13 protein-coding genes are annotated in these 14,709 nt (G+C 61.1%); 6 read left to right on the forward strand and 7 right to left on the reverse strand.

What is annotated here, in order from left to right:
- Window positions 1–157 precede the first annotated feature (157 nt).
- On the forward strand, window positions 158–334 hold the full coding sequence (locus EJA72_RS28995) for a hypothetical protein (protein WP_178129520.1): 177 nt from the start codon (window positions 158–160) through the stop codon (window positions 332–334).
- Between the two features lie 9 nt (window positions 335–343).
- Here the strand turns inward: EJA72_RS28995 and EJA72_RS21730 are convergent, their stop codons facing one another.
- Window positions 344–1,240, reverse strand: a complete 897-nt coding sequence (locus tag EJA72_RS21730) for a helix-turn-helix domain-containing protein (protein WP_157713483.1) — start codon at window positions 1,238–1,240, stop codon at window positions 344–346.
- A gap of 180 nt (window positions 1,241–1,420) precedes the next feature.
- On the opposite strand from EJA72_RS21730, the gene pobA reads away from it, so the two are divergent.
- Together pobA and EJA72_RS21740 are read left to right on the forward strand one after the other, a co-directional pair.
- Window positions 1,421–2,614: a 4-hydroxybenzoate 3-monooxygenase gene (gene pobA, locus EJA72_RS21735; RefSeq protein ID WP_157713484.1), complete on the forward strand. Its 1,194-nt coding sequence runs from the start codon at window positions 1,421–1,423 to the stop codon at window positions 2,612–2,614.
- Between the two features lie 79 nt (window positions 2,615–2,693).
- Window positions 2,694–4,211: an MDR family MFS transporter gene (locus tag EJA72_RS21740; RefSeq protein WP_178129521.1), complete on the forward strand. Its 1,518-nt coding sequence runs from the start codon at window positions 2,694–2,696 to the stop codon at window positions 4,209–4,211.
- Window positions 4,212–4,346: 135 nt separating this feature from the next.
- Here the strand turns inward: EJA72_RS21740 and EJA72_RS21745 are convergent, their stop codons facing one another.
- The 4 genes from EJA72_RS21745 to EJA72_RS21760 form a co-directional block, all read right to left on the reverse strand.
- Window positions 4,347–5,195, reverse strand: coding sequence for a cache domain-containing protein (locus EJA72_RS21745; RefSeq protein ID WP_157713488.1), 849 nt, complete (start codon window positions 5,193–5,195; stop codon window positions 4,347–4,349).
- A 142-nt stretch (window positions 5,196–5,337) separates the two neighbouring features.
- Window positions 5,338–6,213 carry an ATPase gene (locus EJA72_RS21750; protein WP_157713490.1) on the reverse strand — a complete coding sequence of 292 codons (876 nt, stop codon included), beginning with the start codon at window positions 6,211–6,213 and terminating at the stop codon, window positions 5,338–5,340.
- Window positions 6,214–6,334: 121 nt separating this feature from the next.
- The gene (locus EJA72_RS21755; protein WP_157713492.1) at window positions 6,335–7,327 is read right to left on the reverse strand and encodes an NAD(P)-dependent oxidoreductase; all 993 of its coding nucleotides are present in this window, start codon (window positions 7,325–7,327) and stop codon (window positions 6,335–6,337) included.
- 54 nt (window positions 7,328–7,381) lie between these two features.
- The gene (locus EJA72_RS21760; protein WP_157713494.1) at window positions 7,382–8,275 is read right to left on the reverse strand and encodes a LysR family transcriptional regulator ArgP; all 894 of its coding nucleotides are present in this window, start codon (window positions 8,273–8,275) and stop codon (window positions 7,382–7,384) included.
- Between the two features lie 96 nt (window positions 8,276–8,371).
- Here EJA72_RS21760 and EJA72_RS21765 point away from each other — a divergent pair, with 96 nt between their 5' ends.
- The 3 genes from EJA72_RS21765 to EJA72_RS21775 all read left to right on the forward strand — a co-directional run bounded on the left by EJA72_RS21765 (window position 8,372) and on the right by EJA72_RS21775 (window position 10,156).
- Entirely contained in the window at window positions 8,372–8,773 is a 402-nt protein-coding gene (locus tag EJA72_RS21765; RefSeq protein WP_157713496.1) for an ACT domain-containing protein, read from the forward strand.
- A gap of 7 nt (window positions 8,774–8,780) precedes the next feature.
- Complete coding sequence (locus tag EJA72_RS21770; RefSeq protein ID WP_157713498.1) at window positions 8,781–9,383, forward strand: LysE/ArgO family amino acid transporter; 603 nt, start codon at window positions 8,781–8,783, stop codon at window positions 9,381–9,383.
- 176 nt (window positions 9,384–9,559) lie between these two features.
- A complete protein-coding gene (locus EJA72_RS21775; protein ID WP_157713500.1) occupies window positions 9,560–10,156 on the forward strand; it encodes a superoxide dismutase in 597 nt (198 codons plus the stop codon).
- Between the two features lie 197 nt (window positions 10,157–10,353).
- Here the strand turns inward: EJA72_RS21775 and EJA72_RS21780 are convergent, their stop codons facing one another.
- Together EJA72_RS21780 and purL are read right to left on the reverse strand one after the other, a co-directional pair.
- A complete protein-coding gene (locus EJA72_RS21780) occupies window positions 10,354–10,665 on the reverse strand; it encodes a YqfO family protein (RefSeq protein ID WP_178129522.1) in 312 nt (103 codons plus the stop codon).
- Window positions 10,666–10,670: 5 nt separating this feature from the next.
- A complete protein-coding gene (purL, locus tag EJA72_RS21785; RefSeq protein WP_157713502.1) occupies window positions 10,671–14,567 on the reverse strand; it encodes a phosphoribosylformylglycinamidine synthase in 3,897 nt (1,298 codons plus the stop codon).
- Window positions 14,568–14,709: the final 142 nt, after the last annotated feature.

Genomic DNA, 14,709 nt, shown 5'->3' on the forward strand with positions numbered 1-14,709 from the left:
GGTGGGTCAGTCGACATCAATGTTGAATGACCCACCGCTATCGCGAGCAGGCTCACTCCTACAGGGGGCTTTGTGTACTGAAGGATGACTGGCAACTCACCCACGCTGACCTATGCTGATAGAAGTACCGAAGGGTATTCGTTCAGAGGTCAACGCCATGAACATCAAAACAAGAAGATACCTCGCGATTTTCGTCACCTGTGCGGTCACGCTCGGGTTGTATGGCGTTGCAGCCTGGCGCGTCGAACAGCTGCGCAACCTGCCCCGTGACTACGCGAGCTGCAATTTCGAGCGCTGCATCCCTCACAACGCGACCCTCAACGCCCTCCGGTAAGGCAGGCGGTCAGGCCTCGTTGTCCTGATCGGCCTTCAAGCGGTCGCGGAAAGCCTTGGGCGAGATCCCCACCCGACGTCGGAAAAGACGTGTGAAGTTGGTCGGATCCGAGAACCCCAACACGTCGGACATTTCGTAAATGGTCATGCTGGTATAGGTCAGCAAACGCTTGGCCTCCAGCAATTGCCGTTCGTGCATGATCTGCAACGCCGGCTGTCCGGCCAGTTCACGGCACGTGCCGTTAAGGTGAGACACGGAAATGCCCAGGCGATGGGCCAGGTCCTCGACCTTGACGTGCTGGCGATAGGTTTCTTCCACCAGTTGAATAAACCCGTTGAGGTATTCCCGGGCACGCTGCGGACGTTGCGTGGCCGAGCGGCGCTGAAGCGCCTGGCGGCTGACCCACACCATGATCACGCTGACCAGCGAATGCATTAGCATTTCCCGCGCGGGCTGGTGGCCGGTGTATTCGTTTTGCAGTGCCGAAAACAGACTGTTGAGGTACTCGCCATCCGCGCCCGCCGGGTAACTTTCAGCCTGGGCCAGGGCATTCACCGAGTTACCCAATTGCGCTTGAAGGTGCGTGACCAGCGGCGCGGCCAGGGTGACCACAAACCCTTCGACATCTTCGGAAAAACGATAGCCATGCACCGATAACGGCGGCAAGACCAGGATCGCCGGCTCGCTCAATTGCGCACGTTTGCCTTCGATTTCAAGCTCTGCCTGACCTTTGAATACGAAGAGCAGCTGACACAAATCGGCGTGGCGATGGGGTTTGATTTCCCATTGATGTTCGCGGCTGCGTTTGGAAATGGTTTCACAGTGCAGCAAGTCCGGGGTTGGCCAGTCCAGGCTTTCACCGTAGAGCTTGAACACTGGAATCGAAGGCAGGGCAGGCTTGTTCATCACTTCAATCCAGGCCTCGGAGTGGTAACGGGCGATAATCGCACCGATTGGCAGAATGTACAGGTATCGGCTCAGTTTTCACCTTCAATTGACCGACCCGCAAGTGAAAAATGCAAGCACTCGATCCATAAAAATCATTCACCGACCCTGGTCGCGTGAAGCTTGCGAGTCATAAAAACAATGAAAACGCTGAAAACCCAAGTTGCCATTATCGGTGCTGGCCCTTCCGGCCTGCTGCTCGGCCAATTGCTTCACAACGCCGGCATCGACACCCTCATCCTCGAACGCCAGACCCCGGATTATGTGCTCGGCCGGATCCGTGCCGGGGTCCTCGAACAAGGCATGGTAGAGCTGCTGCGCCAGGCCGGTGTGGGTCAGCGCATGGACGCCGAAGGGCTGGTTCATGGCGGCTTCGAACTGGCCCTCGACGGACGTCAGGTGCACATCGATTTACAGGCCCTGACCGGCGGCAAAACCGTGATGATCTACGGGCAGACCGAGGTCACCCGCGACCTGATGGCCGCTCGTCAGGTCGCCGGCGCACAAACGATTTACCAGGCGAGCAACGTCGTGCCCCACGGCATGAAAACCGATGAAACGTTTGTCACCTTCGACAAGGACGGTGAGACGTATCGGCTCGATTGCGACTACATCGCCGGTTGCGACGGCTTCCATGGCGTGGCGCGGCAATCGATTCCGGCTGACAGCCTGAAGGTGTTCGAGCGGGTCTACCCGTTCGGTTGGCTGGGCATCCTCGCCGACACACCGCCGGTGCATGACGAGCTGGTCTACGCCCGCCATGAACGCGGCTTTGCCCTGTGCAGCATGCGTTCGTCGACGCGCACGCGTTATTACCTCCAGGTCCCGGCCGATGAGCATGTGGATAACTGGTCCGATCAGCGCTTCTGGGATGAGCTCAAATCCCGCCTGCCGTTGGCCTTGGCCGAGTCGCTGGTGACCGGGCCGTCCATCGAAAAAAGCATCGCACCGCTGCGCAGTTTCGTGGTTGAACCGATGCAGTACGGACGGATGTTCCTGGTCGGTGACGCCGCGCACATCGTTCCGCCGACGGGCGCAAAAGGCCTGAACCTGGCGGCCAGCGATGTCAGCACGCTGTTCAACATTCTGCTCAAGGTCTACCACGAAGGGCGTGTCGAGCTGCTGGAGAAGTACTCCGAGGTCTGTCTGCGCCGGGTGTGGAAAGCCGAGCGATTCTCCTGGTGGATGACCTCGATGCTGCACCGCTTCGACGATCACGATGCCTTCAGTCAACGCATCGCCGAATCTGAACTGACCTACTTCGTCGACTCCGAGGCGGGTCGAAAAACCATTGCCGAAAATTACGTCGGTCTTCCGTACGAGGCTATCGAATAGCCTGCTATCGACTTACACTGGCGGGCATCCCCGCTCGACTGGTTTCTTGCGGGTTAATCACTGCCCGCAGGTTTTACCCGTGACCAATCTCAAGCAGCCCGAAACGCCTAAACCAGCCATTCGCAGCGTGCTGATCGCGCTGATGCTGGCGATTTTCCTCGGGGCGCTGGACCAGACCATCGTCGCCGTATCGATGCCGGCCATTTCCGCGCAATTCAAGGACGTCAGCCTGTTGGCCTGGGTGATTTCCGGCTACATGGTGGCGATGACGGTGGCGGTGCCGATCTACGGCAAACTTGGCGATCTGTACGGGCGCCGCAAATTGATGCTGTTCGGCATGGGGTTGTTCACGCTGGCTTCGGTGTTCTGCGGCATGGCCCAGAGCATGGAGCAACTGGTGCTGGCGCGGATTTTCCAGGGCATTGGTGCCGGCGGGATGATTTCGGTCAGCCAGGCGATCATCGGCGACATCGTGCCGCCCCGCGAACGCGGCCGTTATCAGGGTTACTTCAGCAGCATGTACGCGGTGGCCAGCGTGGCCGGCCCCGTGCTCGGCGGTTACATGACCGAATACCTGTCCTGGCGCTGGGTGTTCCTGATCAACCTGCCGCTGGGCCTTGGCGCGTGGTGGGTGGCCAATCGCACGTTGGTGGGGCTGCCGATCCCGCAGCGCAAACCGGTCATCGATTACCTCGGCACTCTGTTGATGATCATCGGCTTGACCGCGTTACTGCTGGCCATCACCCAACTTGGTCAGGGCCATTCGTGGCGCAGTGTCCAGGTGTTGGGTTTGTTCGCCGGCGCGGTGGTGATACTGGCGTTGTTCGTCTGGCACGAGCGCCGCGCTCGGGAACCATTGTTGCCGATGCACCTGTTCGCCAACCGCAATGCGATCCTGTGCTGGTGCACGATTTTCTTCACCAGCTTCCAGGCGATTTCGTTGATCGTGGTGATGCCGCTGCGCTTCCAGAGCGTCACCGGCGCCGGGGCCGACAGTGCCGCCCTGCACCTGTTGCCGCTGGCCATGGGCTTGCCGATTGGCGCGTATTTCGCTGGCCGCCGGACCTCGGTGACCGGGCGCTATAAACCGATGATCCTGGGCGGTGCCATGCTCATGCCGCTCGCGATTCTCGGCATGGCCTTCAGCCCGCCCCACGCGCTGCTGCTGAGCAGCGTGTTCATGTTGCTGTGCGGTATTGCGTCGGGCATGCAGTTTCCCACCTCACTGGTCGGGACGCAGAACTCGGTCGAACAACGGGACATCGGGGTCGCCACCAGCACCACCAACCTGTTCCGATCGTTGGGCGGCGCCGTCGGTGTAGCGTTGATGTCCGCGCTGTTGCTGGCGCTGTTGCACGATTCCAGCTTCGCCCACCTGGCCGGCTCGTCGGTGATTGCCGAGGGCAGTTCCGGGAATGTTCTGCTGGACGGGTTGAATGCGGCGCCTGGGGATGCGCAGAACGCTCTGCGGGCCGAGCTGCTGCTGACGTTCCGTCATTTGCTGATGGTCAGCGCGGCGGTGTCATTGCTGGGGTTGGCGGCGGCGATTGCGATGCCGAACATGTTGTTGCGGGGGCGGGAAGACAAGGTTCGATAGACGGACCGAGTCGCCTGCCATCGCGAGCAGGCTCGCTCCCACATTGGATCTCCAGTAACCGCAGATTTTGTGCAATACAGAGATCAAATGTGGGAGCGAGCCTGCTCGCGATGGTCGCGACTCGGTCCCACTCATTCAAGGGCTGTAATACCCCACAGCCACCAGAAAATGCCCGACCTTTTTCAGGTAGGCATGTTTGTCCTCGACCTTGCCGGTCACCGGGTTTTTCCAGCGGTAGGCGTATTCGCCGTAATCCTGCTTGGCGATCAACGCCAGAATCGGCTCGCCCACCGGTTTGTCTTCCGGGTCCTTGATCTTGCTGAAGTCGGTGTTGATCAACCGCAGGTTGGTGCCGTGGGCGACATAGCGCTGGGTGTTCAGGTCGACGACGAACACATACAAGTCATCCTGCAAGTAACCGCCCTTGAGCGAATTGATCGCCGTGAGCGTGCCCTTCTCGTCCTTGGCCAGGTCGGTCGCCGCTTTGTTGAGCAACGCCATGGCCTGCTCCGCCGACGCCCGTGGCAGGTAGTAACCCACTGCCAGGATCCGCTGCCCGACGCGCTGATAGAACACGTGTTTGCGCTCGACCTTGCCGTCCGACCAGTTCTGCCAGCGATATTCCGCCTGCTGGATGCCATTGCCTTCAGGGACTTTCAGCGCGTCCTTGAACGCCTTCTGCAAATCCGGGCCGAGGGTTTCAGTGACATCGCGCCCGATCAGCGCCGAGGACGGCCCGCCGCTGGCGAGCATCACGCCCTTGGTGTCGACCACGAACACGTAGCGATCCTTGTCGACAAACTCGCCCTGACGACTGAATGCCGCAAAGGCCTTGTCGCCATTGTCGTGGTAGTACGCGAGGGCTTTTTCCAGCAAGGCTTTGGCGGCCTGGCTGTCCTCTTTTTCCGTTCCGGCGGCGTGGGCCTGGCCCACGCACAACATCAACATCGCCCCCAACAAAGCCAACCTGTGCAAAACCCCCATTGCGCATCCCTCGTTCTTATCGGTGTTTCAAGAGCGTAGACGGCTATGGGATATGCACGAGTATTAAGGAACGCACAACCTTGTAGCAGCTGGCGCAGCCTGCGCCAGCTGCTACAGGGGTTTCGGGGTATCCGTCTGTTGGTTACTGCCGGGCGCGGATTTGTTGTTGCAGGTTCTGGATCTGCGCCTGGAGCGTGTTGACGTTGCGCGTGACCTGGGCGCGGAAGGCGTCGAACTCGGCGGTGTTGGCGGCGCCTTGGGAGGGAGCCGGGCGATTGTCCTGCTGGCTTTTCAGCACAATCATGTCTTGTTCCAGACGCTCGACGGCGGCGCTCGGGTTGCCTTGTTTTTTCAGCGCGGCAATGTCGGCGTTGAGACTTTTCAGCTCCGCATCGACTTTGCTGGTGTCCGCCGGTGCACTTTTCAGCGCGGCCAGGTCGCTGCTCAAGGTTTTGACCTGCGCCTGCAATTGCGTATTGGCAGTCTGGTACTCGGTGTTCTGTGCGGTAGCTTGCGCCAGGCGCTTGTCCAGGTCGGTGGTTTGCGCCGTCATCTGCGCCAGACGCTTGTCCAGCTCGGAGGTCTGGCCGGCAACGCCTTGTTGCTGTTGGCTCTGATCCTGAAGCTTGCTTTCCAGCTGCTTGATTTGCAGCTTCAGCGCTTCGCTGTCGCTGGTGACGTTGGTCTGGCTGGCGACCACTTTGCCGGAAATGTCCTGCAAACGCCCCGCCGCTTCCTCACTGATCCGGGCAAAACTTTCCTGGGTCGCCACCAGTTGTTGTTCCATCAGCGACAGCTGCTGGAAGCTCCACCAGGCAAGGCCGGCGAACGCAAAGAACAACGCGCCGACCAGCGCCCACAACGGGCCGGTGCTCGGGACCTTGACCTGGGTGACCGGCACCGGTCGCGAATGCACGGACGTACGGGCAGTGGGCACAAAATCATCGTCGTCGAGACTGTCAGCGCGCAGGCTCGGTACATCATCGAAGTCGTCGTTGGCATCGTTACGCATGGACATTGAGTCAACCTTTGTGGAACGCGGTGATGGCTTGATGCGGCGCAGTATAACCTCCCCTGCCGCACCGATTGACCTTCAACGCCGAACTCGGTTCAGTGTCGGCAGACAGGCTGGCGCACGGTCAGTGAAGATCCTGGGCCTTCCACCAGCCACAGAATTCATCGAGGGCCGTCCACAGACTGACCTTCGGATCGTAATCCAGATAATGCCGGGCACGGCTGATGTCCAGGGTGAAATTTTTGTTCATGACTTGCATGCCCAACCGCGACAGCGTCGGTTCCGGGCGACCGGGCCACACCTTGCACACGCCCTCGTTGAGTGCCGCGACGCTGTAGGCCAAACCGTAGGAACGATAGCGGTTAACCTGTGGGACTTCCATTTTGCGCATGACGTAATTGACCACGTCCCACAACGGAATCGGGGTGCCGTTGCTGATGTTGTAGGCCTTGCCCAACGCCGAACCGCTGGCCAGCAAGCTGCTGAGCAACGCTTCGTTGAGGTTTTGCACGCTGGTGAAATCGACCTTGTTGAGGCCGTTGCCGACAATGGCCAATCGACCCTTGCGCTGCATCTTCAGCAGTCGCGGGAAGATGCTCATGTCACCGGCGCCGGTCACGAAGCGCGGGCGCAGGGCCAGGGTTTCGAGGCCGAACTCCTGGGCGCCGAAGACCTTTTGCTCCGCCAGCAACTTGGTCGCCGCGTAGGGATGCCCGATGCGCTTGGGCACCTGTTCTTCGGTCAACCCGAGGTGGTCGCGGCCATCGAAGTAGATCGAAGGCGACGACAAGTGCACCAGGCGTCGAACCCGCTGCTTCAGGCACGCCTCGACCACGTTTTCGGTGACCTGCACGTTGCCTTGATGGAAGTCCTGATAACGCCCCCACAGGCCCACCGCACCGGCGCAATGCACCACGGCTTCGACGTCGGAGCACAGCTCGCGCGCCAGTTCCGGATCGCTCAAGTCGCCGGCAATGAACTCGGCACCGCGTCGCACCAGGTGCTCGACGCTTTCGGCCCGGCGCCCATTGACCCGCACGTCCAGGCCCTGCTCCAGGGCAAAACGCGCAAAGCGCCCGCCAATGAAGCCGCTTGCGCCGGTGACCAGAATTTTCATGTAGTGCTCCGATGTCTTTCGTTTTGCGTAATGCGTGAGTCTTGACGCTGCCCGTCAGTCCAACGGCACCAGCCATTGCTTCGACGAACGCACCAATTGGTCGGTCAGCAACCCCAACAATTGACCGCCGTTGCGCCAATGATGCCAGTACAGCGGCACATCGATGGGCTTATCTGGCAAAAGCTCCACCAATACACCGCTCTTCAGTTGTTCGCGCACCTGCAATTCCGGCACCAGGCCCCAGCCAAGTCCCGCCTCCGTGAGGCGGATGAAACCTTCGGACGACGGGCATAAATGGTGTTCAAAACCGCCATCCACGCCGAGGGACGCGAGGTAGCGATGCTGCAGGAAATCGTCCGGGCCGAAGACCAGTGCCGGGGTTTTCGACAATTGATCGGCGCGAACTCCGTCCGGAAAATGCCGGGCAACAAACGCCGGGCTGGCCAGCGCCCGATAGCGCATCGCGCCCAGCAGCACGCTACGCGCCCCGGCCACCGGACGCTCACTGGCGCAAAGACACCCCGCCACTTCACCGGCGCGCATGCGTTTGAGGCCGACGGTCTGGTCCTCGACCACCAGATCCAGCAGCAGGTGTTGCTCCGCGCAGAACGCGCCCACGGCCTCTGCCCACCACGTGGCGAGGCTGTCGGCATTCAGCGCGATGCGCAGTCGTTCCGGCAGCCCCTCTTCGTCGAGCGCCGGGACCAGGCTTTGCAAATCGCGCTCGAGCAGACGCACCTGTTGCACATGATTGAGCAGCCGACGGCCAATCTCGGTCGGCGCCGGTGGCGTGACCCGCACCAGCACCGGTTGCCCGACGCGCGCCTCGAGCAATTTGATGCGCTGGGAAATCGCCGATTGCGACAAGCCCAGCACCTGCGCGGCCCGTTCGAAACCGGCCTGCTCGACCACGGCGGCCAAGGCGGACAGCAATTTATAGTCGAACATCAGTTTTCCTAATGAGCGATCAGCATGATTGGTTTTTCTTATACAGGTTAGCAGCGGAGAATGCTCGACAAGCACTTTTGAACAAGGAACACCGACATGGCTGGCGAAACGTCATTGGCAACCCTCCTGCGCAGCATGAGTCCGCACCTCAACCCGGGCGACTACGTGTTCTGCACCCTGCGCGACGGCAAGCTGCCGGCAGGCCTTGAGATCGTCGGCAGCTTTCGCGAGCAGGAAGGCCTGACGGTGATTCTGGAACGCTCCCACGCCGAGCAGGCCGGTTTCGCCTTCGATTACGTCGCCGCGTGGATCACCCTGAACGTGCACTCGGCCCTCGAAGCCGTCGGCCTGACTGCTGCGTTCGCCACAGCGTTGGGCAAGGCCGGCATCAGCTGCAATGTGATCGCCGGTTATTACCACGACCACTTGTTCGTCGGCCAAGCAGATGCCCAACGCGCACTTCAAGTGCTGCGGGACCTGGCAGCGAACGCGGAGTAAACGACTGATGTGGCAAAGCTATGTAAATGGCCTGTTGGTGGCCGCCGGACTGATCATGGCGATCGGCACCCAAAATGCCTTTGTGCTCGCTCAGAGCCTGCGACGTGAACATCACCTGCCGGTGGCCGCACTCTGCGTGACCTGCGATGCCTTGCTGGTCGCGGCCGGTGTGTTCGGCCTGGCGACGGTGTTGGCGCAAAACCCGACCCTGTTGGCCGTGGCCCGTTGGGGTGGCGCCATTTTCCTGATCTGGTATGGCAGTCAGGCGCTGCGTCGGGCCTGTTCGAAACAAAGCCTGCAACAGGGGGAAAACCAGACCGTGCGTTCCCTGCGCGCGGTGATGCTCAGCGCCCTGGCCGTGACGTTGCTCAACCCGCACGTTTATCTGGATACCGTTTTGCTGATCGGCTCGCTCGGCGCGCAGCAGACCGAACCCGGCGCCTACGTGGTCGGAGCGGCCAGTGCCTCGTTGCTGTGGTTTTTCACCCTGGCGCTCGGTGCTGCGTGGCTGGCGCCATGGCTGGCCCGGCCAAGTACCTGGCGGATCCTCGATTTGCTGGTGGCTGTGATGATGTTCACTGTGGCCTTTCAATTAATTGTCACGCCCTGATTATTCCAAAAGGCTCTGGAACCTCTATTCCACACAGTTGTTGCGTGGTTATGCCGTCCCCCCGGTGCTATGATCCGGTCCGATGCGCCGCAAAGAGTACAAACTCCCCGGCGCTTGTCTGGCCGCCCGTGATCGGCCTTGCGCTCACCGCAACTGACCTGATTAGGAGAATCATCATGGCTTTCGAATTGCCGCCGCTGCCCTACGCACACGATGCCCTGCAGCCGCACATTTCCAAGGAAACGCTGGAATACCACCACGACAAGCACCACAACACCTACGTCGTGAACCTGAACAACCTGGTGCCAGGCACCGAGTTCGAAGGCAAGACCCTGGAGCAGATCGTCAAGACCTCCTCGGGCGGTATCTTCAACAACGCCGCTCAAGTCTGGAACCACACTTTCTACTGGAACTGCCTGGCGCCAAACGCCGGCGGTCAACCAACCGGCGCGCTGGCTGAAGCCATCAACGCAGCCTTCGGTTCGTTCGACAAGTTCAAGGAAGAGTTCAGCAAGACGTCCATCGGCACCTTCGGTTCCGGTTGGGGCTGGCTGGTGAAAAAGGCTGACGGTTCCCTGGCCCTGGCCAGCACCATCGGCGCCGGCAACCCGCTGACCAACGGCGACACCCCGCTGCTGACCTGCGACGTTTGGGAACACGCTTACTACATCGACTACCGCAACCTTCGTCCGAAGTACGTCGAAGCGTTCTGGAACCTGGTCAACTGGAAATTCGTGGCTGAGCAGTTCGAAGGCAAAACCTTCACCGCTTAAACCCGACTGCTGTTGCTGTTGTAGGAGCGAGCTTGCTCGCGATGGTCGTTAACGATAACGCGTGTTTACTGGTTTAACGCGGCGCTATTGAGTCCATCGCGAGCAATCGAGCGTCGACCGGCTGCTCCTACACAAAAAACAGCCAGGCATAAAAAAACCGCTGACGAATCAGCGGTTTTTTTTGGCCTGCAAAAAGATCAGAAATCCTCCAGCCGCCATACCTCGTAAGCCGGCGTCTCGTAGGGGTGGCTGTCTTTCAACGCCACCACCACCGAGCGGATCAACTCATCCGCCACTACCAGCTCAACTTTCCATTCCTCGACCTGCTCGACCTGCCCCGCTTCGCCAATGAACGGCTGACTGCCGTCCAGAGGTCGAAACTGGCCCAACCCGAGCACCTGCCACGCGCAGTGGTCATACGCCCCGATTCGCCCGCCACCGGCAGCGAATACGGCGCTTTTGACCACCTCGACATGGCTGGCCGGAACAAAAAAGCTGAGCTTGTACACGGCGCTTAGTTAACCCAAACGCGAGCGTTACGGAACATACGCATCCACGGTGCGTCTTCGTTCCAGTCTTCCGAGCGCCACGAGTTCTGCACGGCGCGGAACACACGCTCCGGGTGCGGCATCATGATGGTCACGCGACCGTCACGGCTGGTCAGCCCGGTAATCCCGCGCGGCGAACCGTTCGGGTTGGCCGGGTACTTCTCGGTGACCTTGCCATGGTTGTCGACGAAACGCATCGCCACGCAGCCCGACAGATCGGCTTCCAGCAACGCTTCTTCGCTGGAGAACTCGGCATGACCTTCGCCGTGCGCGATGGCGATCGGCATGCGCGAACCGGCCATGCCCTGCAGGAAGATCGAGTTCGACTCCTGAACCTGAACCATCGCCACACGGGCTTCGAACTGCTCGGAACGGTTACGCACGAAGTGCGGCCAGAACTCGCTGCCCGGGATCAGCTCGTGCAGGTTGGACATCATCTGGCAACCGTTGCACACACCAAGGGTGAAGCTGTCGGTACGTTCGAAGAAGCCCTGGAACGCATCGCGAGCGCGGCTGTTGAACAGCGCGGACTTGGCCCAGCCTTCACCGGCCCCCAGTACGTCGCCGTAGGAGAAACCGCCGCAAGCGACCATGCCCTTGAACTCGTTCAGGTCGACACGGCCGGCCAGAATGTCGCTCATGTGCACGTCGATCGCGTTGAAACCGGCACGGTCGAACGCCGCCGCCATTTCCACCTGACCGTTGACGCCCTGCTCACGCAGTACGGCAACCTGTGGGCGAATGTTTTTCTTGATGTAAGGCGCAGCAACGTCCTGGTTGACGTCGAAGCTCAGCTTGACGCTCAGGCCCGGGTTGTCTTCTTCCAGCAGCACGTCGAACTCTTGTTCGGCGCAGTCGGCGTTATCACGCAGGCGCTGGATCTGGTAGCTGGTTTCAGCCCACTGGCGTTGCAGCAGACGACGCTGGCCTTCGAACACGGTTTCGCCGTTGAAGGTGATGTTGATCTGGCCATTGTTCATCGGCTGACCGATCACCGACACGCAGTCGCCCAGGCCAGCAGCGCTGAACTGCGCGAGGATGTCCGGGGTCGCGTCCTGGCGAACCTGAATCACGGCGCCCAGTTCTTCGTTGAACAGGATCGCGGCGATGTCGGCCGACGTTTCCGCCAGACCGTCGAGGTTCAGGCTCAGGCCGCAGTGACCGGCGAACGCCATTTCGACCACGCTGGTCAGCAGACCACCGTCGGAACGGTCGTGGTACGCCAGCAGGTGACCGTCGGCGTTGAGACCCTGGATCACGGCGAAGAAGGCCTTGAGGTCTTCGGAATCGTCCACGTCCGGCGCTTGCGAACCGAGCTTGCCGTGAACCTGGGCCAGGATCGAGGCGCCCATGCGGTTCTGGCCGCGGCCCAGATCGATCAGGATCAGGTCGGTGGTGCCCTTGTTCATGCGCAGTTCCGGGGTCAGGGTCTGACGAATGTCAGCCACTGGCGCGAAACCGGTCACGATCAGGGACATCGGCGAGGTGACGGTCTTGTCTTCGCCCTTGTCGTTCCAGCGCGTGGCCATGGACATGGAGTCCTTGCCCACCGGAATGGTGATGCCCAGCTCAGGGCACAGCTCCATGCCGACCGCTTTCACGGTGTCGTAAAGACGCGCGTCTTCGCCCGGGTGACCGGCGGCGGACATCCAGTTCGCCGACAGTTTGATGTCGGAGATCTTGTTGATGCGCGACGCGGCGATGTTGGTCAGGGTTTCGCCGATGGCCATGCGGCCCGACGCCGGAGCGTCCAGCAGTGCCAGCGGGGTACGCTCGCCCATGGCCATGGCTTCACCGGTGTAGACGTCGAAGCTGGTGGCAGTAACGGCAACGTCAGCCACCGGAACCTGCCACGGACCAACCATTTGGTCACGGGCCACGAGGCCGGTGATGGTGCGGTCGCCGATGGTGATCAGGAAGCTTTTGCTGGCCACGGCCGGGTGATGCAGGACGCGCTCGACGCACTCTGCAATGTCCAGCGTCGACGGATCGAAATCGTCGCCCAGTTCGTTTTCACGAACGGCGGAACGGTGCATGCGCGGGGCTTTGCCCAGCAGCACTTCCAGCGGCATGTCCACCGGGCTGTTGCCGAAGTGGCTATCCGTAACAGTCAGTTGCGGCTCGGCAGTGGCTTCGCCGACCACGGCAAACGGGCAACGCTCGCGTTCGCAGATCGCCTGGAAGCGTTCGAAGTCCGCCGGGCCGACCGCCAGAACGTAGCGTTCCTGGGATTCGTTACTCCAGATTTCGTGCGGGGCCATGCCCGGCTCGTCGTTTGGAATGTTGCGCAGTTCGAAGCGGCCGCCACGGTTGCCGTCGTTCACCAGTTCCGGGAAGGCGTTGGACAGACCGCCCGCGCCGACGTCATGGATGAAGCTGATCGGGTTCTTGTCACCCAACTGCCAGCAACGGTCGATGACTTCCTGGCAGCGACGTTCCATTTCCGGGTTTTCGCGCTGTACGGAAGCGAAATCCAGGTCCGCCGAGCTGGTGCCGGTGGCCATGGAGGAAGCCGCGCCGCCACCCAGGCCGATCAGCATCGCCGGGCCGCCGAGTACGATCAGCTTGGAGCCGACGGTGATCTCGCCTTTCTGTACGTGTTCGGCACGGATGTTACCCATGCCGCCCGCCAGCATGATCGGCTTGTGGTAGCCGCGAACTTCGTCGCCACGCGGGGTGGTGATCGACTGTTCGAAGGTACGGAAATAACCGGTCAGGGCCGGACGGCCGAATTCGTTGTTGAACGCGGCGCCACCGAGTGGGCCTTCGATCATGATGTCCAGCGCGGTGACGATGCGTTCAGGCTTGCCGTACGGCACTTCCCACGGCTGTTCGAAGCCCGGGATCTGCAGGTTGGATACGGTGAAGCCGGTCAGGCCAGCCTTTGGCTTGGCGCCGCGACCGGTTGCACCTTCGTCGCGGATCTCGCCACCGGAACCGGTGGAAGCGCCCGGGAACGGGGCAATCGCGGTCGGGTGGTTGTGCGTCTCGACTTTCATCAAGATGTGCACCGGTTCCTGCACCGCGCCGTACTGGCGGGTTTCAGGGTCCGGGAAGAAACGGCCGGCGACGTTGCCGACGATCACCGAGGCGTTGTCCTTATAAGCCGACAGAACGCCTTCGCTGTGCATCACGTAGGTGTTCTTGATCATGCCGAACAGGCTTTTTTCCTGGCTCTGGCCGTCGATGTCCCAACTGGCGTTGAAGATCTTGTGGCGGCAGTGCTCGGAGTTCGCTTGGGCGAACATCATCAGTTCGATGTCGTGCGGGTTGCGCTTCAAGCCGACGAAGGCGTTGACCAGGTAGTCGATCTCGTCTTCGGCCAGGGCCAGGCCCAGCTCGGTGTTGGCTTTTTCCAGCGCGGCACGGCCGCCACCCAGCACGTCGATCGCGGTCAGGGGCTTGGGTTCGGCGTGGCTGAACAGGCCGGCGGCCTGCTCGAGGTTGCCGAGGACGATCTGGGTCATGCGGTCATGCAGCACATCGGCGATCAGCTGCGCTTCGGCGTCGCTGAACTGGCCGGCCACATAGAACGCAATACCGCGCTCCAGGCGCTGGACCTTGGTCAGGCCGCAGTTGCGAGCGATGTCGCTGGCTTTACTGGACCATGGCGAGATGGTGCCGAAACGCGGCAACACCAGGAACAGACGACCGGTCGGTTCTTGAACCGGAACGCTTGGACCGTACTTCAGAAGGCGCGCGAGCACCTGCTGTTCGTCGCCAGTCAGGACGCCATTAACTTCGGCGAAGTGAGCGAATTCAGCATACAAGCCGCTGACAGCCGATACCTTCTGGCTCAGTTGCTCAAGGAGTTTGCTGTGGCGAAAGGCAGAAAGGGCAGGAGCGCCGCGCAGGATCAACATCTTCGGGACAGCCTCGGGAAGGGGTGTGCTTTGAGGCCGTGCATTCTAGCCTAAACCGCCCGCGACATCACCCGAAACGGTACGCGTGGCTCCGCCCGAACGTCGGGCCGGGTATTTGAGTCTTAATCCACTGCGCGCCAGG

Origin of the sequence: Pseudomonas sp. PB120 (genome assembly GCF_009761815.1) — a bacterium.
Lineage (GTDB): Bacteria > Pseudomonadota > Gammaproteobacteria > Pseudomonadales > Pseudomonadaceae > Aquipseudomonas.

What these genes read in the sequence shown, in the direction of transcription:
- purL (WP_157713502.1), bottom strand. Translation starts at nt 14,567, where the DNA reads ATGTTGATCCTGCGCGGCGCTCCTGCCCTTTCTGCCTTTCGCCACAGC.
- EJA72_RS21730 (WP_157713483.1), bottom strand. Translation starts at nt 1,240, where the DNA reads ATGAACAAGCCTGCCCTGCCTTCGATTCCAGTGTTCAAGCTCTACGGT.
- EJA72_RS21775 (WP_157713500.1), top strand. Translation starts at nt 9,560, where the DNA reads ATGGCTTTCGAATTGCCGCCGCTGCCCTACGCACACGATGCCCTGCAG.
- EJA72_RS21750 (WP_157713490.1), bottom strand. Translation starts at nt 6,213, where the DNA reads ATGTCCATGCGTAACGATGCCAACGACGACTTCGATGATGTACCGAGC.
- EJA72_RS21770 (WP_157713498.1), top strand. Translation starts at nt 8,781, where the DNA reads ATGTGGCAAAGCTATGTAAATGGCCTGTTGGTGGCCGCCGGACTGATC.
- EJA72_RS28995 (WP_178129520.1), top strand. Translation starts at nt 158, where the DNA reads ATGAACATCAAAACAAGAAGATACCTCGCGATTTTCGTCACCTGTGCG.
- pobA (WP_157713484.1), top strand. Translation starts at nt 1,421, where the DNA reads ATGAAAACGCTGAAAACCCAAGTTGCCATTATCGGTGCTGGCCCTTCC.
- EJA72_RS21755 (WP_157713492.1), bottom strand. Translation starts at nt 7,327, where the DNA reads ATGAAAATTCTGGTCACCGGCGCAAGCGGCTTCATTGGCGGGCGCTTT.
- EJA72_RS21760 (WP_157713494.1), bottom strand. Translation starts at nt 8,275, where the DNA reads ATGTTCGACTATAAATTGCTGTCCGCCTTGGCCGCCGTGGTCGAGCAG.
- EJA72_RS21745 (WP_157713488.1), bottom strand. Translation starts at nt 5,195, where the DNA reads ATGGGGGTTTTGCACAGGTTGGCTTTGTTGGGGGCGATGTTGATGTTG.
- EJA72_RS21765 (WP_157713496.1), top strand. Translation starts at nt 8,372, where the DNA reads ATGGCTGGCGAAACGTCATTGGCAACCCTCCTGCGCAGCATGAGTCCG.